Below are 24,713 nucleotides of genomic sequence, written 5' to 3'. Positions count from 1 at the left end.
TCTACCCCATAACAAACCGACATAAAGAAGGCACGGCACCCATGTTTAATTTTCCTTTCAAGACGTTAACCAGCGGACTGGCGGTGGTATTAGGCGCTGCGGCTGCGGCGAGCCCGGCCATCGCGGCGGTGCAGGGCGGTACGCTGATCTATCTGGAGCAGCAGGCCCATACCAATCTGTATCCCCCTTCAGGTGGGTTTTACCCCAACGGCGGTATCCTTAACCAGATCACCGACAAGCTGACCTACCAGAACCCAAAGACACTGGAGATCGAACCCTGGATCGCCGAGTCCTGGTCCAGCAACCCCGATAAAACGGAATATACCTTCAAACTGCGCCCTGGAGTGACCTTCTCCGACGGGACACCGCTGGATGCCAACGCGGTAGCCAAGAACTTTGATACCTACGGCTTGGGCAATAAAGCGCTGCGCTTGCCGGTTTCCGAGGTGATCAATAACTATGACCACAGTGAGGTCATCGATCCGCTGACGGTCAAATTCTATTTCAAGCGCTCGTCCCCAGGCTTCCTGCAAGGTACGGCGACCATCGGTTCCGGGCTGGTGTCGCTCAGCACGCTGAACCGCCAATACGATGAACTGGGTGATGCGCGCCATATTATCGGCTCTGGCCCGTTTGTGGTGAGCGGTGAAACCTTAGGGCGGGAGGTCGATCTCAGCGTACGCCAAGACTATAGTTGGGGGCCCGCCAAGCTGCCTCAGCAAGGGCGGGCCAATCTGGATGCCATCAAGGTGATCGTCACCCCGGAAGACAGCGTGCGAATTGGCGCGTTGCAGGCCGGGCAGGCGGACTTTATTCGCCAGATCCAGGCTTACGATGAGAAGCAAACCCAGGATCAGGGCTTTACGATCTATGCCGCGCCAACCCGGGGCGTCAACGACAGCATTGCCTTCAGGCCAGACAATCCGCTGGTGGCCGATATCCGCGTGCGGCAAGCGCTGCTGCATGCCACCGACAGCAAACAGATCGTCGATACGCTGTTCTCCGCCAACTATCCACAAGCCAAATCGGTGATTGCCTCCTCGGCAGCCGGTTTTGTCGATCTCTCCGATAAATTGACCTTCGATTTGGCGAAGGCCAACCGCCTGCTAGATGACGCTGGTTGGCAAAAGGGCAGCGATGGTCTGCGCCAGAAAGACGGTAAAAAGCTGTTGTTAACGGTGTACGAGTCGCTTCCGCAGCCGCAAAACAAGGCGGTGCTGCAATTGGTCTCGCAGCAATGGGGCAAGGTGGGGGCTCGGCTGAATATCTTGGCAGGCGATGCTGGCAGCCGGGTGGCAGATAACCTCGATCCGCAAAAGACCCCGGCTTCGGTGGTCGAAGTGGGCCGTGCCGATCCCGATGTGATTAAAAGCCAGTTTTATCCCACCAATCGTGATGGCCTGTTGCAGCAGGGGGGCACCAGCCAGAACAGTCAATTTATCGACAATTCGCTGAACCAACTGCTGCTGGGGATCGCCTCTGAAGTGGATCCGGCCAAGCGCTTGCAGATCGCCGGTGAGGCTCAAAAGTATCTGCTGGATCAGGCCTATGTGATCCCGTTCTTTGAAGAGCCGCAGGTCTTTGCCGGTGCTCCCTATCTGAAAGGCGTCAACTTTGAGGCCGTGGGTCGGCCAAGCTTCTATGGCGCGTGGTTAGAGAAACGCTAACGCCATATTCGAGGAGATAAAGATGCTGAAATACCTGAGTGGCCGAACCGGACAGGCGTTGCTGGTGCTGTGGGCGGCATTTACCCTGTCGTTTATCTTGCTGCAGGTACTGCCCGGCGACGCGATCCTGATTAAATTCCAGAACCCGGATATGGGGCTTAGCCCGGATCAGATCGCCGACATGCGCGCCGCCTACGGTGCCGATGTGCCCCTGTGGCAGCAATATCTGCATACGTTGGGGAATTTCCTGCGCGGTGATTTGGGCTATTCGATCCAGAACGGCGTGCCGGTCAGTGCTTTGCTGGCTGCCAATCTGCCCGCCACCCTGCAATTAGCGGTGCTGGGCTTCACCCTGGCCTTGCTGTTGGCGCTGGCCATTGCCTTTGTCTCCAATCTGATCGGTTTTGGCTGGCTGAAATCGGCGCTGCAATCGCTGCCTGCGCTGTTTGTATCGGTTCCCACCTTCTGGCTTGGCATCGTGTTGATCCAGATCTTTTCATTCCGGCTGAAACTGGTGCCGATCATCAATCCAGGGGAGTGGGTTGGGCTGGTGTTACCGATCGCCACCCTGGCAATCCCAATCTCTGCTCCGTTGGCGCAGATCCTGATCCGCAGCATCGATAGCGTGCAAACCCAGCCGTTTGTGGCGGTGGCGCGAGCCAAAGGGGCTAGTCGTAGCGGAGTGCTGTGGCGGCATGTGGCGCGTAACGCGATGCTGCCAGTGCTGACCATTGCGGGCATTCTGTTTGGCGAACTGATCGCCGGGGCGTTGATCACAGAAACCGTATTTGGCCGCAGTGGCCTGGGGCAACTGACGCAGCAGGCGGTCGTGAATCAGGACGTGGCGGTGTTACAGGCGGTAGTGATGATCTCTGCCGCCGCCTTTGTCTTCCTCAATCTGCTGGTCGATCTGCTGTTCCCGCTGCTCGATCCCAGATTGAAATCCTATGCAGGAGCGACCCGATGAGCAGTATTCCGTTGGAAAAATCCGTGATGCCGGAACGCGATCTGTCCGGCGGGGAAACCGAAGGTAGTTTACCCACCGCCAGGCGCGCTCAGCGGCGTTATCCGCTCAGCCTGGGGCTGGCCTGGGCCGTGCTGGCGATCGCTGTGCTTTGGGCGATCGCCCCTGAGATCTTTACTGCGTACAGCGGCACGGAAGGAATTGCCGGAGCACAGCGTCTGGCACCGGGTGGTGAACATTGGCTGGGCACAGACCCACTGGGCCGCGATCTCTACGCCCGGATCGTGTATGGCGCATCGCACACTTTATCCGCAGCGTTGGTTGCTGTGGCGCTGGGGCTGGTTGTGGGGACGTCGTTGGGCGTGGTTGCCGGGGCTTTGGGCGGCATCGTCGATGATGTTGTTATGCGTTTGGTTGATGTTTTGCTGTCGATCCCTGGGTTGCTGCTTTCCTTGAGCGTAATCATCCTGCTGGGTTTCGGTACGGTGAATGCGGCGCTGGCGGTGGGGATCTCGTCGGTGGCCAACTTTGCGCGTCTGGCCCGTGCTGAGGTGCTGCGGGTGCGGCACAGCGACTACGTTGAGGCGGCTTACGGTAGCGGCGGACACTTTTGGGCGGTGCTATGGCGCCATATTCTGCCTAATTCACTGACCTCGGTGATTGCATTCTCTGCCCTACAGTTTGGCAATGCCATTCTGGCGATCGCCACCCTGAGCTTCCTGGGGTACGGCACGCCACCGCCCACGCCGGAGTGGGGCTTGCTGATCGCCGAAGGGCGTAACTACATCTCAACGGCCTGGTGGCTGACGACCTTCCCCGGCCTGATGGTGGTTGCCGTGGTGCTGGCGGCCAACCGAATCAGCCATGCATTAGGGAGAGCGCGCCGATGACCCCACAGACAACCGTTTCACCCGCGCCACTGCTGGAACTGGATAACGTTTCTATCGCCTATAGTAACCAGCGGGTGGTGCACAACGTTTCTTTTACCATTCAGCCGGGGGAAGTCGTTGCCCTGGTGGGGGAATCGGGATCGGGTAAAACCACCACGGCCCAGTCGATAATCGGCCTGCTGGCGGAAAATGGCCGCCTGGAGCAGGGGGCCATCCGGCTTAATGGCACCGATATTGCGCACTGGACACCGCGCCAGTTGGATGCAGTGCGTGGCGCGCAGATAAGTCTGATCCCGCAAGATCCCGCCAGTTCACTGAACCCGGTTAAAACCATCGGTGAGCAGGTTGCCGAGATCATCAATATTCACCAGCGTCTGCCACGCAAGCTGGTACAGCTTCGGGTAGTGGAGTTACTCACCCGTGTGGGGCTGACTCATCCTGAATTGCGCGCGCGCCAATATCCGCATGAGCTTTCCGGCGGCATGAAACAACGGGTGCTGATTGCCATCGCCATTGCGTTACGGCCCGCGTTGATTATTGCCGATGAACCGACCAGCGCGCTGGACGTCACGGTGCAAAAACGCATCCTCGATCTGATCGACGAACTGCGTCAGGAGTTTGGCACGGCGGTGCTGTTTGTCACCCATGATTTGGGCGTGGCGGCGGAACGGGCCGATAGGCTACTGGTGTTTCGTCAGGGCAGAGTGCAAGAGCAGGGGCAAACGGCGGCGGTGTTGCAGGCACCGACGCATGAGTATACCCGCCGCTTGTTTGCCGATGTGCCTTCGCTGGCTTCCGTTGCTCCGCCAATTATCGTCCGTAAGGCGGAACCGGCGATCGTCGTCAACGAGCTGGTGAAGGATTTCCGTTTTGCTGGCAGAGGCGGGCAGGCGTTCCGGGCGTTGGATCGGGTGTCGTTCAGCGTGCAGCGCGGCACTACTCATGCGTTGGTCGGCGAGTCTGGCTCCGGTAAAACCACTTTGGCCCGCTGCCTGCTGGGTTTTCAGCGGCCGGATGCGGGGCAAATCATCATCGACGGCGTCGATTTTACCCGGCTGAAGGGCGAGGCGCTGCGCCAGTTTCGGCGACGTATTCAACTGGTCTATCAAAACCCCTTTGCTTCGCTCGATCCGGCGCAAACCCTGTATCAGACGATTGAAGAGCCGTTGCTCAACTTTGAGCCTGTCGCCAAAGCAGAGCGTTACCGGCGGGTGCGGGAATTGTTCGAACGAGTCGCTCTGCCTGCTGAACTTCTGACGCGCAAACCGCGTGAGCTTTCAGGGGGCCAACGCCAACGGGTTGCCATCGCTCGTGCTCTGATATTGCAACCTCGGGTGCTGGTATTGGATGAAGCTACCTCGGCGTTGGACGTCACCGTGCAGGCGCAAATCCTGCGCTTATTAGAGCAGCTACAGCGAGAGTTGGGGCTGACCTACCTGTTTATCTCGCACGATCTGGCTACGGTGCGGCAAATCTCGCACAGCGTCTCGGTGCTGTGCCGTGGGCAACAGGTAGATGCAGGCACTACCGCCGAGGTATTTGCCCGGCCCGGCAGTGACTATACCCGCCAATTGATTGCGGCCATTCCTGGCCGTGCGATGTACCAAACTTTGAAGGATGCCTCATGAGCGCTAAACGTCTCGGCTTTTTTACCCGCCTGCTGGATAACGGCAGTGCTCAGGAACGTTACCGGCTGGCCACCGAGCAGATTGTCCATGCCGAACGCGCCGGGTTCGATACCGCCTGGGTAGCACAGCACCATTTTCATCAGGATGAGGGCGGCTTACCTTCACCCCTGGTTTTTTTGGCTCAGGCTGCGGCGCATACCCGGCATATTCGTTTGGGGACTGGAGTGATCACCTTGCCGATGGAGTCTGCCGTTCGCGTGGCGGAAGATACGGCGGTGTTGGATCTGCTCTCTGGTGGCCGGCTGGAAGTGGGGCTGGCGGCAGGGGGAACCCCGTCTTCGTTTAGCGCTTTTGGTATTGATGCCGAGCGGCGTAATGCGGCGTTTAACGATAATTTACGCATTCTGCTGGACGCCTGGAGTGGTGAGGCGCTCGGCAACTCCGCCAACCGTCTTTATCCGGCTGCTCCCCAACTGAAAAAACGCGTCTGGCAAGCCACCTTCTCGGTTGACGGTGGGATCCGGGCTGGTAAGGCTGGAGATGGGCTGATGTTGTCTCGCACTCAACCCAGGCCGTCAGATGCACCGGATACGCCACTCGATGAGCTGCAAAATCCGATTATTGATGCCTATCTCGCCGCGCTGCCGCCTGGGGTAGAGCCCCGCATCATGGGATCGCGCACCGCTTTTGTGACTGAAGATCAGAACCGTGCGCGGGATTTTGCTGCACAGGGGCTTAGCCGTGGATTGGAGCGCTTACGCGCCAGTGGGCATCAGGTACAGGATGAGTCGCTCGACGGTCTGATCCGCGCTTTTGACGTGCATCTCGGTACGCCAGAGCAGGTGATCGCCTCGTTGCAACGCGATAGCGCGCTGGCCCGTGTCACCGATCTGGCGTTTCAGGTGCACTCTATCGATCCGCCACACGCCTATATTTTGCGCTCCATTGAGCTGATAGCTCGCGACGTTGCACCGGCATTAGGCTGGCAGCGGCGCAATCCTGCCACGTTGGCTTATTCACATCACGCAGAGGAAAACGTATGACCGAAACCCAGGATCATCTGACCAGACTGGCTGAAATCACCCCAGACTCTCCTTTGGCACAGGCCAGAGCAACACGCCAGGCGGCAACCGACGGGATTGAGGCCAGCTATCAGAGGCTGTTCGCGCCACAGGATGTGGGCGGTTTTGGGATTGCGGAACGCCTGCTGTTGGCTCAACGTATCAGTGAATGGCACGGCGATCGGCAATTGGCGGGGCATTATGCTCAACTGCAGCAGACTCCGCCCGCAGACGGCCCACGTTTGCAGGCCGCATTGGATCACGCAGAACGCCTGGCCTTCAAACCTGCCGGGGCAGAAGCCAAACACTTACAGGCTCTGCAACAGGCGGGGTGGTCATTGGATGACATCGTCACGCTTTCACAGCTGATCGCCTTTGTCAGTTTCCAGAGCCGTCTGCTGTACGGCTACCGCTTGCTGGCAGGATTGCCGGTAGCGACCAGTGGCCGTGCTCCCGTTCGAGCTTCCGACTGGCGCACCGCGAGTCATACAGCCAGTGGCCGCCATGCACCGCCTGCGTTCACCAGCCAGGAGTTGGGATGGGAGCCCTGGATTGCGGCTAAACCCTTGGAGGCGTTTGACGAACCGGGAAAAGCCTTGTTGACCAAGTTCGGTCACGCGGATTCTGACTATTTCCGTTTGTTGGCGCGCGATCATGCGGTGCTGGAACAGCGAACCATCACCGATAGGGCCATTTTCTACACCGTGGGTGGCCTGGCCCGCCAGGATAGGGAGTTGGCTGCGGCGGTGGCCAGCAAGGTGAATGGCTGTATTTACTGTGCCTCGGTGCATGCGCGTAAAGCGGTGCAGTTATCCAAAAGGGCTGAAGAGGTGCAGCGCCTGCTGGATGTCGCGCCTGGAGGGATCTTGAGCGAGGGGCAGGGTGAGGATTGGCGTACGCAAATAGACTTTGCCGCAGCGCTTTCGGCCACGCCACCGCAGGCCAATGCGGCTCAGCTGGTTGCGTTACGCGAACAAGGGCTAGGCGAACTGGAGTTGTTGGACCTGGTGCAGGCGACGGCCTTCTTTGCTTGGGCCAACCGGTTGATGCTGACACTCGGCGAACCTTATGACGATTGAGTCACCCAGTGGTTAAACAGCAAAAAGCCCGCTTAGTTGCCTAAGCGGGCTTTTCTAAATATGGCTCCTCTGACTGGACTCGAACCAGTGACATACGGATTAACAGTCCGCCGTTCTACCGACTGAACTACAGAGGAATCGTGTGAACGGGGCGAATAATAGCGGTGCCGATGGGGCTTGTAAAGCATGAAAATGCACAAATGTTCCGTTTGTCGAGGTTATGAGCAAATTGGCTTGTTTTCCAGCAGGTTAAACTTTATCACTGACAGACAGGCCGCTATCATTGCAGGGCGGGGACACTGTGTAAGTTAATCCCGAGTTTTTCGGGGTGCTGATATTTTAAAGGCTAAACCCAAGAAAATTCCTAATTATAGAGTGAGGGATTGAGCTTGTTCGCTAAGATATTTCCTGTAATTTTCATGGATTATTCCTAGTGATCGATGGAAAAATAAGTTTAAGGATTATCATCAAGTCCTGTATTTTTAATACAACAATCAGAGTGCCTCGGATAAATCTTTAGATTGCGCTGTCGCTATGGAAAAACATCCGGGCACGTGTGGAGTAAATCGCCAAAAAATGCGTTTTTAATAATATAAATATCTATTTTTAATCGTGGGGGATAGTCATTTTCATTAGGAAAAACGGGGGTTGCGATGATAGCAGCGGAGATTGTCAGGTTTCCATGCATATCATTGTTTTTAATCTATTTTGTTTTATTTTTTGGCGCTTTTTTTACCAAGAGATCAGAATGAATGCTGCTGTATGCGGGAGTGTGTCTTTGTCCTTACTTGGCGACAAGCGCCGTTTTTGCCACGCAACTCGGCGTTCAGGCCCGCTTGCAGAGTTGCTGGATATAAAAAATACCAGTATTATTTTGCACTTCATAAACGTCGTGGGCAGGTTAAATCGCTGGCAAGTTGCAGGCGCCTTATTGCGCTATGCAGGTCACCGATGAAGCCCGGTTAAGTATTCGTTAAGTTAATAGACCATGGCGAACGTTGCAAGAGTAGGGGCAATGAGCGGCCATAGTATAGTTCCAGTGAATGTTTGCTACTGAAGAGCCACCCCTATATCATTGCTGAAAAATGCTTGTATTATTTATCCAGGATATAGCCGATCTGGTCTGAGTTGACCTGTCGGTAACGGAATTTTTTGAAAGGAATTTTCGATGATAAGCACCCAAAAGAACCTCTGTTTAGGCGTAATACTGTGCAGTGGTTTGTTGCTGGCAGGATGCCAGAAAACCGCACAGACCCGTTGGCAAGAAACCCCACCAGCGACCACCGTACAAGCTCCCCCTCAACAGATCAGCGTGTCCCCACCGCCAGAACCCGCTGCCGCAGAAACCAAAACCAGCAAAATTGGCCTTTGCCAAAGCGAGTTGGCGTCACTCAAGCAGGTCAATCCGAAGGCTTACGCGGCCAAGCAGGCCAACTTTAACCGTCTGGTGAACAATGCCTCGGTTTATGGCGCGGTACGCGGCGATGTCAATGCGACAACCAAAGATACCCTTGATGCGTTGTACAAATACAAGACCAATCAGCTATGTGCCGAGATCGAACGTGACGTCCTGCAAGGCTTGATCCAGAGAGGGGAAAGCGTGAAATGAAACGCAGGATATATTGCGGTGCCTTGTTGACGTTGGCGTTGCCGCTAGGAGTAGTAAGGGCTGAGGAGGCGGTTACTCCCGATGCCCATGCGTTGAATTCACTGGACGCGATCACACGCCAGGTGGATGAGGCTCCGGCGCTCCTGTTTCTAACGCCTTCACAACTGGATACAGCAGAACCTGCAAGACCCAAAAGTAGTAAACCTGCCAGCAGCAAACCTAACGAACTGGCAAAGTCGGCGGATGAGAGGGGTAGTGAGCGTATTCGCGAAATGAAGACGCTGCAGGCAACCATCAATCAGCTGAAAGCCAAAGTCACCAGCCAGGAAGCGGCTCTCGAGCAGTTGCGTAAAACGCAATCTCAGTCAGCGGGCTCTTCTGCAGAGTTGGCGCGTCTGCAACAGGCCATTGAGCAAAGCCAGCGGGAAAATGCGCGGCTGCAGCAGCAGCTTGCTGCACAGGCCAAGGAAAGCGAGCGGCAGATGCAGCAAATGAAGCTGCAACAGCAGGAACAACGTAACAGTGCGCAATTGCAGCAACAGTTGGCAGCGCAAACCAAAGATAACGAACAAAAAGCGCAACAGATCAAACAACTGCAGCAAACGTTACAGCAAAACCAGCAGGCCATAGCCCAATTGCAGGATCAGCTGTCAGCGCGTAGCAAAGAGAATGAACAGAAGTCCCAGCAGGCAATGGCGAAGCTGCAGGAGCAACTGGCTGCGCAAACCAAAGACAGCCAGCAGAAAGCCGAGCAGGTGAAACAGCTGCAACAGGCTGGTGCCAAGTTGCAAGAGCAGCTAACGGCGTATGCTAAAACTAACGATGAAAAAGCCCAGCAGGCCAAGCAGCTGCAACAAAATCAGCAGGAGGTGGCGAAACTGCAAGCACAGTTGGCTGCCCAGGCCAAAGACAGTGAACAAAAAGCCTTGCAGGTAACACAGCTGCGAGAACAACTGGCGGCGCGCAGCAAAGAGAATGAGCAGAAGACCCAGCAAGCAATGGCGAAGCTGCAAGATCAACTGGCCGCACAGACCAAAGACAGCGAGCAGAAAGCCGAACAGGTGAAGCAGCTGCAACAGGCGAGCGTCAAGCTGCAAGAGCAGCTAACGGCGTATGCTAAAACTAACGATGAAAAAGCCCAGCAGGCCAAGCAGCTGCAGCAAAACCAGCAGGCGTTGGCGAAGCTCCAAGAGCAGTTAGCCACCCAGACCAAAGACAGTGAATACAAAGCCCAACTGGTCAAACAGCTGCAAGAACAGCTGACGACACGCAGCAAAGAGAATGAGCAGAAGACCCAACAGGCGATGGCGAAGCTGCAAGAACAGTTGGCTGCTCAAACCAAAGACAGTGAGCAGAAAGCCGAACAAATTAAGCAGTTGCAGCAGGCCAGCGCCAAGCTGCAAGAGCAACAGATCGCGGCTCAAACCAAAACTACCGATGAAAAAGCGCAGTTGGCTGCACAACTGCAGCAAAACCAGCAGGCGTTGGTGAAGCTGCAGGAACAGTTGGCTGCCCAGACCAAAGAGCGTGAGCAAAAGGCGCTGCAGGTAACACAACTGCAAGATCAACTGGCGGCGCGCAGCAAAGAGAATGAGCAGAAGACCCAGCAAGCGATGGCGAAGCTGCAAGATCAACTGGCCGCACAGACCAAAGACAGCGAGCAGAAAGCCGAACAGGTGAAGCAGCTGCAACAGGCGAGCGCCAAGCTGCAGGAGCAGTTGACGGCACAAGCCAAAGTCAACGCTGAAAAAGCCCAACTGGCTACACAGCTACAGCAAAACCAGCAGGCGTTGGCGAAGCTGCAGGAACAGTTGGCTGCCCAGACCAAAGAGCGTGAGCAAAAGGCCCTGCAGGTAACACAGTTGCAAGATCAGTTGGCGGCGCGCAGCAAAGAGAATGAGCAGAAGACCCAGCAAGCGATGGCGAAGCTGCAAGATCAACTGGCCGCACAGACCAAAGACAGCGAGCAGAAAGCCGAACAGGTGAAGCAGCTGCAACAGGCTAGTGCCAAGTTGCAGGAGCAACTGACCGCGCAAACCCAAGGCCTTGATGAAAAAAACCAGCAGTTGAAACAACTGCAGCAAAACCAACAGTCGTTGGCAAAACTGCAAGAACAGCTGGCCGCTCAGACCAAAGACAGCGAGCAGAAAGCTGAGCAGGTGAAGCAGTTGCAACAGGCGAGCGCCAAGTTGCAGGAGCAGTTGACCGCGCAAACTAAAGATAATGAGCAGAAAGCGCAGCAAGTGATGCAGCTGCAACAAAATAAGCAAACCGTCGCAGAGTTGCAGGCACAGCTAGCCATCCAGACCAAAGACAGCGAGCAAAAAGCCGAGCAGGTGAAACAGTTGCAACAGACCAGTAGCAAGCTGCAAGAGCAACTAGCTGCACAAACCAAAGCCAATGATGAGAAAGCGCAACAGCTGAAACAGCTGCAGCAAAACCAGCAAGAGCTGGCCAAGCTGCAGGCTCAGTTAGCTACTCAAGCCAAGGACAGCGAGCAGAAAGTGCAGCAGGTCAAACAGCTGCAGGAACAGTTGGCGGCTTCCAGTAAGGATAATGAGCAGAAAGCCCAGCAGGTGAAGCAACTCCAGCAAGGCCAGCAAGAGTTGGCCAAGTTGCAGACTCAACTGGCTGCCCAGGCCAAGGATAGCGAACAAAAAGCGCTACAGGCCAAGCAGTTGCAGGAGCAATTGGCGCTTAATAACAAAGATTTCGTGCAACAAGCTCAGCAAATGAAGAAATTGCAGCAAGAGCTGCTGACGATGGCGAAACTGCAAGATCAACTGACCGTGCAGACCAAAGACAGTGAACAGAAGGCGCAGCAGATAAAGCAGCTGCAAGAACAGTTGACGGTGTATGGCAAAGACAACGATCAGAAGGCTCAGCAGGTTAAACAACTCCAGCAAAGCCAGCAGGAATTGGCGAAGTTGCAGGAGCAGTTAGCCGCTCAGACCAAGGACAGTGAGCAGAAAGCGCAGCAGATTGCCCAGTTGCAGCAGGCCAGTCAGCAGTCGAACACCAAGCTGCAAGAGCAGTTGGCCGCACAAACTAAAGACAGCGAGCAGAAAGCGCAGCAGATCGCTCAGTTGCAGCAGGCGAGTCAGCAGGAGAGCGTTAAGCTGCAGGAGCAGTTAGCGGCTCAGACTAAAGACAGCGAGCAGAAAGCGCAGCAGATCGCCCAGTTGCAGAAGGCGAGTCAGCAGGAGAGTGCGAAGCTGCAGGAACAGTTGGCCGCTCAGACTAAAGACAGCGAGCAGAAAGCGCAGCAGATCGCCCAGTTGCAGAAGGCGAGTCAGCAGGAGAGTGTCAAGCTGCAAGAGCAATTAGCCTCTCAGGCTAAAGACATCGAGCAGAAAGCGCAGCAAATCGCCAAGTTGCAGCAGGCGGGTCAGCAAGAGAGTGCCAAGCTGCAGGAACAGTTGGCCGCTCAGACTAAAGACAGCGAGCAGAAAGCGCAGCAGATCGCCCAGTTGCAGCAGGCGAGTCAGCAGGAGAGCGCCAAGTTGCGGGAGCAGTTAGCGGCTCAGACCAAAGACAGCGAGCAGAAAGCGAAGCAGATCGCCGAGTTGCAGCTGGCGAGTCAGCAGGAGAGTGCCAAGCTGCAAGAGCAGTTGGCGGCACAAACCAAAGACAATGAGCAGAAGGTGCAGGAACTTGCCCAGCTACAGCAAAAGCTGACTGCAGCCGAGAAAAAGCAAACGGCTGGCACGTCCGTGGTCACGGAGCCGAAAACGCAGGTGGAAAAACGCGATTATGCGATCGGTACCGCGTTGGGTAATGACATCCTGGATTTGCTCAACAGCAAAAAGACCCAGGGTGTAGACGTGAACCGCCAACTGGCGCTGGCAGGTGTCACTGATGTCATCAATGGCCAGACCAAACTGGCCAAAGAACAGATTGCCAAAGCCTTGTATGAAAGCGAGTTGGAGCTGAGCAATCAGCATAAAAAGATCAAACAGCAGAACGAAAAACAAGGCAGCAGCTACATCGATAAGTTCAAGAAGCAGCCACGCGTCGTACAGTCTAAGCAAGGCTTCTATTACCGCATCGATTATGTTGGCGATAGCGTGATTGGTGAGGGTGATACCGTTGCCGTGGTGGTTAAAGAGAGCTTGACCGACGGTAAAGTGATCAAGGATATGGATCTGGCTGGCACTTCAATTTCGCAGCCGCTGAGCGCGTATCCACCGCTGTTCCGCGAAGCGCTAGGTAAGTTGAAGAACCACGGTAACATGACGCTGGTGGTGCCACCTGAACTGGCCTATGGCGAGAAAGGTATGGCACCGGATATCCCACCGGGCGCGACCATGGTCTATAACGTACGCATCCTGGATGTGATACCGGCCTCCGAGCAAAAAGCTCCGTAACCCTATAACTAACCCGCCAGACGATTGGCGGGTTTTTTTTAGCTGAACCACGCTGGGGACTGGCAATGCCCCAGTGTGGTGCAGAACCCGGCTTTACCTTTTCACCCAATCCCGCCATATCGTTACCTTTCATTATTTTTTAATCACTTAGGCTGATAATGCACTGCTTGTTCTGCCTGGCCCGTTTTTTGCTGTAGTTGCAGTCGTTGATATTGAATGCAGTTAACCGCAGCTAGGAGCCACGATGAATTTCAGACGCCTGAAGTATTTCGTAAAGATCGTCGATATCGGCAGCCTGACTCAGGCGGCAGAGGTGTTGCATATTGCGCAGCCTGCGCTGAGCCAGCAAGTTGCCACTCTGGAAGGGGAACTGAAACAGCAATTGCTGATCCGTACCAAGCGCGGAGTGATGCCCACGGAGGCCGGCAATATTCTTTATGCGCATGCGCAAACCATCCTTCAGCAGTGCGAGCAGGCCCAGCAAGCGGTGATCAGCAGTGGGGAAACGCTGGTTGGGCAGGTGGCGGTCGGCCTGGTGCAAGGCAGTGCGGCCTCGCAGTTGGCGCTGCCGCTGTTGCAAGCGGTACGCGATCGGCATCCTGGGATTTTGCTGAGCCTGAATGAGAATATCGGCAGCGCGTTGAGCCAACAGGTGGCGACGCAGGCTCTGGATATGGCGGTGATGTACGGGCAGAACATGCCACCGAACCTGAACGTTACGGCGTTGGCGAAAGAGGATTTGTATCTGGTCGCGGCAAGAAGTATCCCTCATCCGGGCAACAGCATCGATTTATCGGCGGTGAGCAGGTTTAATCTGTTCTTGCCACGTGAGGGGGATTTGGTGCGTGACCTGGTCGATGAGGCTCTGGCGCTGCGCCAACTCACGCCGAATGTGATTGGTGAGATCGAATCACACAGCATGCTTTGCGCCGCTATCGCTAGCGGAATGGGGGCGACGATCCTGCCAGAATCGATTGCCAGGGCGACGATCGGCCCGGCCAAGGCCTGGATGATCCGCCTCAATGCTCCGGCGCTTTCGGTACCGCTGGCGTTAGTGGTTTGCGGCCAAAAGCCGCTCACTGCGGTGGCGGGAGCGGTGAAGGAGATCCTGCTGGAAATTACCGTCAGCCATCATCAGCCGACGCGAATGCTGGCTTTGGCGCTGTAGGGGCGCCGCGTGCGGCGCCCAGCCTTTGGGTTAGCGGAACGGCGGCTCGTTGAAGGTGCGCAGTTTGCGTGAATGCAGATGTTCACCTTCAGCCCGCAACAGGTCGATGGCACAAATCCCGATCTGCAAGTGCTCCGAAATCGCACCCTCGTAGAAACGGTTGGCTTGGCCCGGCAGTTTAATCTCGCCATGCAGCGGTTTATCAGACACGCACAGCAGAGTGCCATAAGGCACCCGGAAGCGATAACCCTGCGCCGCGATGGTGGCGCTTTCCATATCGACGGCGACGGCGCGGCTGAGGTTAAAGCGCAGTGCGGAAGCCGAATAGCGCAGCTCCCAGTTACGATCGTCGGTGGTGACCACCGTCCCGGTACGTAACCGCTGTTTTACCGCTTCCCCAGGCATACCGCTTACCGTTTTGGTGGCGTCATACAGCGCGCGCTGAACTTCCGCGATGCTTGGAATTGGGATATCCGGTGGCAGCACCGAGTCTAATACATGATCGTCACGCAGGTAGGCGTGGGCTAACACGTAATCGCCAATTGACTGGCTTTCCCGTAGGCCGCCGCAGTGGCCAATCATCAGCCAGGCATGGGGACGCAGCACGGCCAGGTGATCGCAGATGGTTTTGGCATTGGAAGGGCCGACACCAATATTGACCAGCGTGATCCCCTGGCCATCGTTGGCGATCAGGTGATAGGCGGGCATTTGGTGGTTCTTCCAGGCTAGATCGGACACCGTCTGCTCTGGATTTGGCGTTTCTGGCGTAACAAAGTGGCCACCGGCGCAAGAAAGCGCGATATAGGGGCTGGCCGGATCGGCGATCTGGCTACACGCCCAGCGGATAAACTCATCGACATAGCGCGTGTAGTTGGTAAACAACACAAAGTGCTGAAAATGTTCCACCGGCGTGCCGGTGTAGTGCCGCAGACGGGCCAGTGAGAAATCGGTCCGCAGCGCGTCAAAATGGGAGAGTGGAAAATGGTTGGCAAAAGGGGACAGGCCGTCTGCATTTTCATCGCCAATCTGCGCCAGCTCGGTAGTGGGGAAATGCTTGGTAAGCCCGGCACTCATGGTTCTGTCCAAGGCCAGATCGGAGCCGTCGATCACATAAGGGAAGGGGATCTCCTGTTGAGAAGGAACCACTTCGATCACGGCGGCATATTCACTGGTCAGCATTGCCAACTGTTCGGCAAGATAAGGGCGGAACAGCTGCGGCCGGGTGATGGTGGTGGTGTAGCTGCCAGGCCGGGTAAACCGGCCATAGGCCCGAGTTCTTGGATGGTCGGGATGTTCACCATCCCAGCGTACTCGCAGCTCCGGGTAGGAAAACAGCCCCGAGGCACGGGCCTGCGATTCTGGCAGGGTGCCATCCGCGATAAATTGTTTGATGGCAGCGCGCAAGGCGTTGACCGATGCGTCATACAGTACTTCGAGTTGGTCGAGGGCTTGCAGGGCAGTCAGCGACTTTTTTTCAGGGGTATTCATTGTTTTTCCTCGGTTCTTGCGATACCTCAGCATAGCGTAAAGCGTTGGCCGAATGAATCTATCTGCTGCTGCACTTGCGTGGAGTAGGGGCGCATCATGTGCGCCCGCTCATATGATGACTCCGAACTAAAAACTAAAGCGTAACCAGGCAAACAGCACGTTGCCGTTGTTGTAGGTACCGGGGATATAGGTGAACTGAACGGTTGCCTGCTTATAGCCAGCGGAAAACAGTGGCAGCACGATCGGCAATGGAATGTAGTTGCCGAAATCTTCACGTGCGGTGATCCCCGCCGTCACACCAAACCCAAGGCGGAAATCTTGATTCTGATCCAGATACCAGCCCTTTTCCCAGCCATAGCCGACAATCGGCTGCCACTCATTGTGGGAGTCTTTAAACATCATCGCGTACAGGGCACTCCAGTCACCTTCTTCGTTATAGCGCGATATCCCAAAGCCGCCGCCCCACGGCATCTCATTGTAATGATCCGTCTCGTCGTACATAAAACGGGCGTGCCAACTGATAAACGGCAGATAAAGATCGTGGTATTGCGGGTCCTCCCAGGTTTGTGCGACACCGCTGGTTAAAGAGTTCCACCAGCCCGAGACCCGCCCGGTGCTGGGTTCCGGTTCTGCTGCATGAGTTGGCGTGGTTAGCAATAACAGCCCTGTCCAGACCACTGCAAGAAACATCCGCATAGCGTGCTCCTTTGATGGGTAATGACCCATATTATTCTGTTTACGACGCAATTTTTCTCTTTATAGGTATCGATCTAGCAGTACTGCACTGACAAGTTAAAGTCTAGCCGATGGCTGGCGCTTTTCTGGTAATCGCGAAAATTCATTGGTTGGTTTGTGGAGGGGATGAAGAGAAGGGAGGCGATGAGGGGCGCTGCACAGAGCGCCCGCTTAGCGAAATTACAAACCGCGTTGGTCCATCAAAACAGCCAGATCAACCAGACGATGAGAGAAAGCCCATTCGTTGTCGTACCATGCGAGGATCTTCACCAGATTGCCGCCGATGACCAGCGTAGACAGCCCGTCGATAATTGATGAACGTGGGTCACCCTGATAATCGCTCGATACCAAAGGCTCATCGCTGTAGCCCAAGATATCTTGTAAGGGGCCTGAGGTTGCCGCTTTGCGAAATGCCGCGTTCACTTCTTCTACCGTCACATCACGTTTGAGCGTGACGGTCAGATCAACAATAGACACCACGGGCACAGGTACGCGCAGTGAATAGCCGGTCAGGCGTCCGTCCAACTCCGGGATCACTTTACCGAGCGCTTTAGCCGCACCGCTAGAATAAGGCACGATAGACAGTGCGGCGGCACGGGCTCCGCGCAGATCTTTTTCCGGTTGATCGTGCAGGGCCTGGCTGTTGGTATAGGCATGGGTGGTGTTCATCAAACCATGTTCAATACCGAAGCTTTGGTGCAGAACCAGCGCTGCTGGTGCTAAACCGTTAGTTGTACAACTGCCGTTGCTGACCACTTTATGCAAGGCGGGATCGTATTTCTCATGATTGACGCCCATCACGACCGTGATGTCATCGTCTTTACCGGGTGCAGATAAAATCACGCGTTTTGCGCCGCCTTTGGTGATGTGCACTTCGGCTTTGGCTTTGTCGGTGAAGAATCCGGTGGCTTCGATAACCAAATCAACCCCCACGCTGCTCCACGCAATAGCGCCTGGATCGCGTTCGGAGAAGACGTGAATGGTTTTACCATCCACCAGTAACTGTCCTTCGGAGGCTTCAACACTGGCGGCCAAGGTGCCCTGCAGCGAGTCGTATTTCAGAAGATGAGCCAGGGTTTTGCTGTCGGTCAGGTCATTGATTGCCACCACCTGAAAGTCATTGCGACCCAGCGCGGCGCGCAGTACGTTTCTGCCAATGCGACCAAACCCATTAATGCCTACTTTGACCATGATGTGCTCCTAGGTGAGTTATCTGGTTCCAAAATAGTGCGTGGATCATTTGGCGTAAATGACAAATAACAATCAATTTAGGACATAGTGCGAGCGTGAAAACGCTCTCGATAATCTGAGGGTGTGAGTTGTAAATTTCTTTCAAACACGCGACGCAGGTTGAGGCTGTTGCCAAAACCCGTGGCGGTAGCGATTTGTTCAAGCTTATCCGAGCTTTGTTCCAGGTGTTGCCGTGCTACGTCGAGGCGGACTTCTTCCACATACTTGGCGGGGCTGATCCCGGTTTCACGGGTGAAAACGCGGGTAAAATTCCTTGGGCTCATGGCCACGTGCTCCGCCAGCCTTTCAACGGATAAATCGCCGGACAGATTTTGCAGTATCCACGTTTGCAGGTCACGAATTGGGCCAGGCGAGCTGGCTTGACTGAGCAGAAAACGGCTGAACTGAGACTGTCCTCCGGGGCGGCGCAGGAACATCACCAAGTCTTGGGCGACATCGCGCGCTAACGTGAAGCTGTGATCGTCTTCCACTAAAGCCAGCGTGAGGTCGAAGCCCGAACTGACGCCAGCGGAGGTCCAGATGTTGCCGTCTTGAAGATAAATCGGGCCTTTCTCAACGTGGACACTGGGGAATTGAGCTTGCATCGCTTCCAGGAGCCGCCAGTGCGTGGTGGCACGGCGGCCATCAAGCAGACCGGCCTGAGCCAATAGCCACGCACCGCCGCAAATCGATACGATCCGCCGTGCATACGGCGCAGCCTGACGCAGCCAATTGACGACGATATCGCTTTCCTCAACGCTCATACCTTTGCCGGTGATCATAATGGTGTCACGCGGCAGGGTGGGATCAAGGTCAGTCAGACGGTGATCGGCCAGCAGATTTAGCCCCGACCCCCCATGGATCACGCGGTGCGCCTGGGTCGTGGCAATCGACACCTGATAAGGTGGATGCGCGGCATCCGTCGGCCTCAAGCGGTTGGCTTGCATCAGGATATCGGCAATGCCCGTAGGCTCGAATAACATGCCCCCTTCGGGGACGATAATCAAAAAGGTGTGCATGTCCTTAAAATACAAATTAGACAAAATAAGTCAAGTGAGGGGGCTGACTAGATTGATCGGTAGCGGGGGCTCTTGGGGCCAATGAAAAAGCAAAAAGCCCGCTTAGTTGCCTAAGCGGGCTTTTCTAAATATGGCTCCTCTGACTGGACTCGAACCAGTGACATACGGATTAACAGTCCGCCGTTCTACCGACTGAACTACAGAGGAATTGTGTGAACGGGGCGCATCATATCCAGCCGTGCAGATCGTGTCAACGCAAAATTGATTCTGGGGGTGCGACAGCTCATCATCTGAGCAAACTCAGTCCCGTTGTGGCTCGCTGTCCGCATACCAACGCTGCAAACGTGCCAGTGGGTTTTGTTTGTAGAAGCGGCAGAAATGCTCGTACAACTCAGGAAAGCGGTTGGCCAGCAGTTCAGGGGCACTGAAGAAGTACTCGGACAGCACGGCAAAGCACTCTGCCGGATCGCTGGCGGCGTAGGCATCCATGCTGGCTGCTTCTTCACCCACCATATCGATTTCATCCTGCAGGTTTTCCATCGCGGCGTGTAAATCGTATTCCCAGGCGGCGATATCGCGCAGCGGGATTGGGGGCACGCCGGTAGCGGTGCCGCCATTACGCATATCCAGTTTGTGCACCGCTTCATGGATCACCAGGTTGAAGCCGGAAAGGTCGAAGGAGTCTTGCACGTCTAGCCAGTTGAGTACGATAGGCCCCTGTTCCCAGCTTTGGCCCGATTGTACCACCGGCCCTGAATGCACCAGACCAATATCATCCTGCCATTCATCTTCCACCACGAACGGGGTTGGGTAGAGCAGGACTTCGTTAAAACCGTCCAGGCATTCTGCCCCCAGTTCCATCACCGGCAACGCAAACAGCAGGGCAATACGCGCCTGCATCAGGGATGTCACTTCCAACCCTTGTAAAGGCACGATGCGTTTATTTTGCAAAATCTGGCTGGCAACCGCCACCAAACGCCGCTGCTCTTGCTCATCCAAAGGTGAGAGCAGGGGAATGGACAGGGCTTCCTGCCAGTCGGCAAACGTTTCCGCCTGCGCTTGATTTGCTTTCCACGGCCATTTAATCATTGCGTTGCTCTAAGGGTCACTGGAACATTCGGCTGGGGCTGATAATGTCAACATGCCGCAAAAGGGGGCACTATAGCAAGCGTTTCACGCAGAGCTGCCGGAGTGGCTGAACGCGACGGCCTTGCAAACCGTCTCAAGGCTACCCGCTATGCGGATTAAAACCTTGCTCTGCGCTACTATTCAATCACTTACGCTTAACTTTGTCTGTGACCAACGTCCCGAAGAATGGAATGGAAACGATAAATAAGCAATTTTATACCAATGGGTTTAATGGCGCTCAAGCGGTGATCCCCGCAGTAGCGCGGGGATCGGCATGCGCTACTTGGCCGCGGCTTCCTCTGCCTTTAGTATTTTGTGTAACTCATCCTTGATATGTAGCTTCTCTTTTTTCAAGCGAACCACCTCGTCAGAGTAGCCGTTGCCTGCAGGCCCTTCTAACCTGGAGATTTGGTGGTCGAGTTGGTTGTGCTTATCAAACAATGACTGGAAGCGGGGATGGCTTGATTTCAGGTGCGATATTAACTCACGGTATTCTGGAAACATACTCAAGCTCCTTTGAGTCAAACTGTACACTGGAGGGCTTCTCCACTTTCACTGTAACCCAGCGTGGATTTATTTAAAATGGCGCTAGCTAGCAAAAATAGATCCTGCTGTGCAGATTGATGACAGCGTGGCAATGTCGCTGAATGGGGATAGGGCGAGCATGCGCGACCGTTTAGCTTTCTGCGTGATTTTGCCAAATACCCGTGCGTAACGTTGCCGGAGAGAACTCAACGTTTCTGCCGCGCCAGCCCAGTGCCTGGCGAAAACGCCATGCACTGGTGATATCAAATCGCCAGTAGCGCTCGGCTCCTTCGACGGCTTCGTTTTCCGCCTGCCATAAGATCTGGGTTTCCCCTTGCAAATGTAGAATGTCCCCGCGTGCAAAATCGATAAACAACAGCGCCGCCCTCGGCTGTGCCAGCAGGTTTCCTAGCGTATTCATATAACGGTTACCGCGAAAATCCGGTATCCACAGGGTTTCTTCAGCCAGATGGATGAACCCCGGTTTACCGCCGCGATGCGAGATATCTACGCCACCTTGCGCTGAATCACCGTGGGCATAGCTGGCCACAAAGCAGGTATCCGCCTGTTGGATCAGTTGTCGGGCCTGATCGTCTAACGAACTCAACTGCTCAATGGGGGCGGCAACGCTCGGCTCGGCGAACAGCTCTCGCCGTTGAATGTACTGCGGACAGTTGCCAAAGCTTTGTTGCACCACAATCTCCAAGCGGTTTTTATCCGTGCGGTTAATGATGCCGTTGACCCGGTTGCGCCTGCGGTTACTGAAATCTAACCCTAATGCGCCGACAGGCTGCCCGGGATAGAGCGATGCCTGAGCGGGATCGTCCGCCCGGCGTGGCGAAACGATCCGCAAATGTGTTTCATCTGGCGAGCGCAAAAAGCCGGCAGGCCCACTGAACACCGTAGCAACCGGCCACTGCCGCTCATCCAGTGTGGCAACAAACAGGTAGGGCAGGTGAGCGAAGAACTCGCGATGTTGATCGGGCATGGCGGTATAGATATTCCCGCTCACCGCATCAAAACCGGCCAGATCCTGCGCCAACTGCTCATCGGGATGAAACATGGAGGGAGACATGTTATTGGCCTACAGCCTGGTCAGGCAGGGGTAACGCAGGCATGGGGAAGAACCCGGGTAGCGCGGCAATACGATCTAGCCAACGCTGGATTGCCGGGAAGGACTTGAGGGAAAGTCCACCTTCTGGGGCGGCCGCCACGTAGCTGTAACAGGCCAGATCGGCAATCGTTGGCAAAGACGTTGCCAAAAACTCGCGTTCTGCCAAATGTTGCTCTAACTGGGGTAGAAAGCGTGCGCCGATGGCTTGTGCAGACGGGTAGTTCTCTGGCGCAGAAAATTGCACCACCATCCGACAAGATGCGGGGCCATAGCGCACCTCTCCGGCCGCTTTGGAAAGCCAGGCTTGAACTTGGGCTGCTGCCAACGGATCTTCTGGCAACCAGTGGCTATCCGGCGCATAGCGTTTGACCAGGTACACCATGATGGCGTTGCTGTCGCTCAATACCTGCTCATCGGCCAGCAATACCGGGATTTGTCCAACGGGATTAAGCCTCAGGAACGCCTCGCTGCGGCGCACCGAGGCCGGGGCTTCGCAATACTCATAAGGCAGATCTAGCATCCGCAATAGCAACTCGACGCGGTGGCAATGGCCAGAGGCCGGAGTGCCGTATAGTTTCAACGTTTGCATGGTGAGTCTCCTTTATGGTCTTGCTGACCAGAATACTCTTGCGCCAGATGATGGGTATCCGGGAAGATGGCAATTGATAATTTCACTTGGCGGAATAATCTATGGATCGTTTGGACGAGTTGGCGATTTTTGTGGCGGTGATCCAGCAGGGGAGTTTGGCCGGTGCGGCCCGCAAGCTGCGCCGTTCCGCTCCGGCGGTAACCCGAGCTATCGCTGCTTTGGAGCAGCGGTTGGGGGCGCGGCTGGTGGAACGCACTACCCGGCGTCTGGCACCTACGGAGGCCGGTTTGCGTTTAGCCGAACGCGCGCGTGCTCTGTTGCATGACTATCAAGGTGCGGTAATGGATACCGCAGAGGCTCAACTGAGCGGACTGCTGCGTATTACTTCGCCGGTACAGTTTGGGCGCAAGCATGTGGCACCGATGGTGATGGCTTTTCTCGAACGTTATCCGCAAATCCACATCGACATGCAGTTAAATGACCGCAATCTGGAGCTGATCGATGAAGGGCTGGATGTGGCGGTGCGCATCGGGCATTTGCAGGATTCCTCCAAGGTGGCGCGTAAGCTTGGAGAGGTGACACGCATCACCGTGGCTAGCCCAGCCTATCTGGCGCAACGAGGGGAGCCGCTGGAACCGGCGCAGTTGAGCGATCATGACACTATTGTCGGCACTTTACGTCCGACGTCAGGTGAATGGCGCTTTGGGCCTGACGAAAACGGTGAGCGAGTACGTTTGACGCCGCGCTTGTTGTTGAACGAGGTGGAAACTCAACTGTTGGCGGTGCGGGCAGGCAAGGGGATCGCAAGGCTACTGTCTTATCAGGTGGCGGACGATCTGGCCAATGGTACGCTGGTGCGGCTGCTGGCCGCCTACGAGCCCATGCCAGTGCCGGTGCAACTGGTGGCGAATAATGTGCAATACATGCCGCTGAAGGTGCGTACCTTTTGGGATTACGCTTATCAGCACCTCAGCCAAATTGCGCAAATACAACCGGCTCGCCCGTAGGGGCGAGGCATGCTGCGCCCACTTATCCTTTATCCTCAATTTATTTTCGAGTTTCATGGATGAAACTTTAAAATAACCTCTAAATGTTTAACCAGTGAAACTTATTGCCGGAAAAAATAAATTTATCTCGCCGAACACGCATTGCCGCATGCGCTGTCTTGACAATATTTTAACATGTTGCTAATAGTTAACTCACATCTTAAATAATAAACAAAGTTTAATATATGAAACTTTTAGCGGGCAGTTACGATAACGCAACGACGGTGGCTGATGAAAACGAGATCCTGCTCTCATTTCAATCACGCAGTCAGCGAGTTTACCAACAGCAACGCCATGAGTTGAATATGGCTTATGGGGATGCGCCGCGTGAAGTTTTTGACTGGTTTTATTCAACTGAAGAATATAAAGGCACGATAATATTTATTCACGGCGGCTATTGGCAGTTTTGTGATAAGCAGGATTTTGCTTTTATTGCAAGCATGCCATTGTCATTAGGTTTTGATGTGGTACTGGTGGAATATACCCTGGCGCCAGCGGCTAACTTGGCCGATATTTGTCAGCAAATTGGGGGCGCGCTGGATGCCATCGAGCGGCGGCTGAAGCCGCGTGGCGATAAACCGGTTTATCTCACAGGTCATTCTGCCGGTGGACATTTGGCAGCGTATTGGCAACACCATCCGCGGGTGCAGGCGGTGTTTCCCATCAGCGGCATTTTTGAGTTACAGCCGCTGCTGGCGAGCTACGTAAACCAGCAGCTAAAGCTGACCACCCAGCAGATAGAGGCCTTGAGCCCGGCGCGTAATATACCGCTATCTTTGAAGCCCATGGTGCTGTTTTACGGCGCGGCGGAACTGCCGGAGCTGATTGGGCAATCGCTTTATTATTATTCCGCATTGCGGGCGCAGGGGCTGCCGGTTAGCCGTTATGCGCTCCCCGGTGCTAATCATTACAGCGTGCTGGATGCGGTCTTTGCCGCCGATGGCGCTCTGCACCGTTTCCTGCTTACCGATGGAGAGTATCTTGATGCGCACAGTCATTGAAACCGGCCTGCCGGAGATCGGGCAACCTTTTTCCTGGGCGACCAAAGGCGGCGGGATGTTATTCACCGCCCATGGCCCGGTCCGCCAGGATGGCACTATTGAAACCGGCGATCCGGAAAAACAAATTACGCTGACGTTTGATAATTTAGCCACCACGCTGAAGGCCGCCAATAGCCATAGCGATAATGTATTACAGGTTATTGTTTATCTTACCGATGTTAATGACGTTAAACTGCTCGATAAAATCTATCAACAGTATTTTAATTATCCGTATCCCAACCGCTCAACGGTGATTGTTGATAAATTGGTGGTGCCAGGAATGAAAATAGAAATCACCGTTAGCGCCACAGCGTAATTAAATCTTCATAAAATAATATTCACCTGCTGATTCATTACATAATGAGT

At 55.1% G+C, this 24,713-nt stretch carries 21 protein-coding genes and 2 tRNA genes; 13 read left to right on the top strand and 10 right to left on the bottom strand.

Going from position 1 to position 24,713, the window contains the following annotated elements; genetic code table 11:
* The first annotated feature begins 41 nt into the window (after window positions 1-41).
* From KGP26_RS17555 to KGP26_RS17530, 6 genes are read left to right on the top strand one after another with little or no spacing between them, the layout of a single operon-like run.
* On the top strand, window positions 42-1,667 hold the full coding sequence (locus KGP26_RS17555; protein ID WP_059201151.1) for a TIGR04028 family ABC transporter substrate-binding protein: 1,626 nt from the start codon (window positions 42-44) through the stop codon (window positions 1,665-1,667).
* Window positions 1,668-1,689: 22 nt separating this feature from the next.
* Window positions 1,690-2,634 carry an ABC transporter permease gene (locus KGP26_RS17550; protein ID WP_209528934.1) on the top strand — a complete coding sequence of 315 codons (945 nt, stop codon included), beginning with the start codon at window positions 1,690-1,692 and terminating at the stop codon, window positions 2,632-2,634.
* Window positions 2,631-3,521 carry an ABC transporter permease gene (locus KGP26_RS17545; RefSeq protein ID WP_223664336.1) on the top strand — a complete coding sequence of 297 codons (891 nt, stop codon included), beginning with the start codon at window positions 2,631-2,633 and terminating at the stop codon, window positions 3,519-3,521. Before KGP26_RS17550 ends, KGP26_RS17545 begins: the two co-directional genes overlap by 4 nt.
* A complete protein-coding gene (locus tag KGP26_RS17540; protein ID WP_223664335.1) occupies window positions 3,518-5,149 on the top strand; it encodes an ABC transporter ATP-binding protein in 1,632 nt (543 codons plus the stop codon). Before KGP26_RS17545 ends, KGP26_RS17540 begins: the two co-directional genes overlap by 4 nt.
* A complete protein-coding gene (locus KGP26_RS17535) occupies window positions 5,146-6,192 on the top strand; it encodes a putative FMN-dependent luciferase-like monooxygenase (protein WP_059201148.1) in 1,047 nt (348 codons plus the stop codon). Before KGP26_RS17540 ends, KGP26_RS17535 begins: the two co-directional genes overlap by 4 nt.
* Window positions 6,189-7,289 (top strand): alkylhydroperoxidase domain protein, encoded by a 1,101-nt coding sequence (locus KGP26_RS17530; RefSeq protein WP_223664334.1) that lies wholly within the window; start codon window positions 6,189-6,191, stop codon window positions 7,287-7,289. Before KGP26_RS17535 ends, KGP26_RS17530 begins: the two co-directional genes overlap by 4 nt.
* A gap of 61 nt (window positions 7,290-7,350) precedes the next feature.
* On the opposite strand, the gene KGP26_RS17525 is transcribed toward KGP26_RS17530, so the two are convergent.
* Window positions 7,351-7,426 (bottom strand) — tRNA-Asn (locus KGP26_RS17525).
* A 545-nt stretch (window positions 7,427-7,971) separates the two neighbouring features.
* Here KGP26_RS17525 and KGP26_RS17520 point away from each other — a divergent pair.
* The 4 genes from KGP26_RS17520 to nac all read left to right on the top strand — a co-directional run bounded on the left by KGP26_RS17520 (window position 7,972) and on the right by nac (window position 14,433).
* Complete coding sequence (locus tag KGP26_RS17520; RefSeq protein ID WP_218519177.1) at window positions 7,972-8,244, top strand: hypothetical protein; 273 nt, start codon at window positions 7,972-7,974, stop codon at window positions 8,242-8,244.
* 213 nt (window positions 8,245-8,457) lie between these two features.
* Window positions 8,458-8,898: a hypothetical protein gene (locus KGP26_RS17515; RefSeq protein WP_021805770.1), complete on the top strand. Its 441-nt coding sequence runs from the start codon at window positions 8,458-8,460 to the stop codon at window positions 8,896-8,898.
* A complete protein-coding gene (locus KGP26_RS17510) occupies window positions 8,895-13,265 on the top strand; it encodes an FKBP-type peptidyl-prolyl cis-trans isomerase N-terminal domain-containing protein (RefSeq protein WP_223664332.1) in 4,371 nt (1,456 codons plus the stop codon). The genes KGP26_RS17515 and KGP26_RS17510 overlap by 4 nt, the downstream gene beginning before the upstream one ends.
* 244 nt (window positions 13,266-13,509) lie before the next feature.
* The gene (gene nac / locus KGP26_RS17505; RefSeq protein ID WP_223498008.1) at window positions 13,510-14,433 is read left to right on the top strand and encodes a nitrogen assimilation transcriptional regulator NAC; all 924 of its coding nucleotides are present in this window, start codon (window positions 13,510-13,512) and stop codon (window positions 14,431-14,433) included.
* Between the two features lie 30 nt (window positions 14,434-14,463).
* On the opposite strand, the gene KGP26_RS17500 is transcribed toward nac, so the two are convergent.
* The 9 genes from KGP26_RS17500 to KGP26_RS17460 form a co-directional block, all read right to left on the bottom strand.
* On the bottom strand, window positions 14,464-15,921 hold the full coding sequence (locus KGP26_RS17500) for an AMP nucleosidase (RefSeq protein ID WP_021805767.1): 1,458 nt from the start codon (window positions 15,919-15,921) through the stop codon (window positions 14,464-14,466).
* A gap of 126 nt (window positions 15,922-16,047) precedes the next feature.
* Entirely contained in the window at window positions 16,048-16,617 is a 570-nt protein-coding gene (pagP, locus tag KGP26_RS17495) for a lipid IV(A) palmitoyltransferase PagP (protein ID WP_021805766.1), read from the bottom strand.
* Window positions 16,618-16,836: 219 nt separating this feature from the next.
* Window positions 16,837-17,847, bottom strand: coding sequence for a type I glyceraldehyde-3-phosphate dehydrogenase (gene gap, locus KGP26_RS17490; protein ID WP_021805765.1), 1,011 nt, complete (start codon window positions 17,845-17,847; stop codon window positions 16,837-16,839).
* Between the two features lie 77 nt (window positions 17,848-17,924).
* Complete coding sequence (locus KGP26_RS17485; protein WP_021805764.1) at window positions 17,925-18,905, bottom strand: GlxA family transcriptional regulator; 981 nt, start codon at window positions 18,903-18,905, stop codon at window positions 17,925-17,927.
* Window positions 18,906-19,036: 131 nt separating this feature from the next.
* Window positions 19,037-19,112, bottom strand: a tRNA-Asn gene (locus KGP26_RS17480).
* A 93-nt stretch (window positions 19,113-19,205) separates the two neighbouring features.
* On the bottom strand, window positions 19,206-19,994 hold the full coding sequence (mtfA, locus tag KGP26_RS17475; RefSeq protein ID WP_209528928.1) for a DgsA anti-repressor MtfA: 789 nt from the start codon (window positions 19,992-19,994) through the stop codon (window positions 19,206-19,208).
* Window positions 19,995-20,312: 318 nt separating this feature from the next.
* Window positions 20,313-20,537, bottom strand: a complete 225-nt coding sequence (locus KGP26_RS17470) for a YdcH family protein (protein ID WP_021180872.1) — start codon at window positions 20,535-20,537, stop codon at window positions 20,313-20,315.
* 172 nt (window positions 20,538-20,709) lie between these two features.
* Window positions 20,710-21,633, bottom strand: coding sequence for a pyridoxamine 5'-phosphate oxidase family protein (locus KGP26_RS17465; protein ID WP_223664330.1), 924 nt, complete (start codon window positions 21,631-21,633; stop codon window positions 20,710-20,712).
* 1 nt (window position 21,634) lies between these two features.
* On the bottom strand, window positions 21,635-22,261 hold the full coding sequence (locus KGP26_RS17460; protein WP_037375410.1) for a glutathione S-transferase family protein: 627 nt from the start codon (window positions 22,259-22,261) through the stop codon (window positions 21,635-21,637).
* 101 nt (window positions 22,262-22,362) lie between these two features.
* On the opposite strand from KGP26_RS17460, the gene KGP26_RS17455 reads away from it, so the two are divergent.
* From KGP26_RS17455 to KGP26_RS17445, 3 genes are all read left to right on the top strand, one after another.
* Window positions 22,363-23,268 (top strand): LysR family transcriptional regulator, encoded by a 906-nt coding sequence (locus KGP26_RS17455; RefSeq protein WP_021805762.1) that lies wholly within the window; start codon window positions 22,363-22,365, stop codon window positions 23,266-23,268.
* A gap of 224 nt (window positions 23,269-23,492) precedes the next feature.
* The gene (locus KGP26_RS17450; protein ID WP_223664328.1) at window positions 23,493-24,308 is read left to right on the top strand and encodes an alpha/beta hydrolase; all 816 of its coding nucleotides are present in this window, start codon (window positions 23,493-23,495) and stop codon (window positions 24,306-24,308) included.
* Window positions 24,292-24,663, top strand: a complete 372-nt coding sequence (locus KGP26_RS17445; protein WP_021805760.1) for a RidA family protein — start codon at window positions 24,292-24,294, stop codon at window positions 24,661-24,663. Before KGP26_RS17450 ends, KGP26_RS17445 begins: the two co-directional genes overlap by 17 nt.
* The last annotated feature ends 50 nt before the right edge of the window (window positions 24,664-24,713 follow it).

Source organism: Serratia sp. JSRIV002 (genome assembly GCF_019968725.1).
GTDB lineage: Bacteria > Pseudomonadota > Gammaproteobacteria > Enterobacterales > Enterobacteriaceae > Chania > Chania fonticola_B.
The sequence above is the reverse complement of the archived record's forward strand: the minus strand, read 5'-3'. Positions and strand labels throughout refer to the sequence as shown.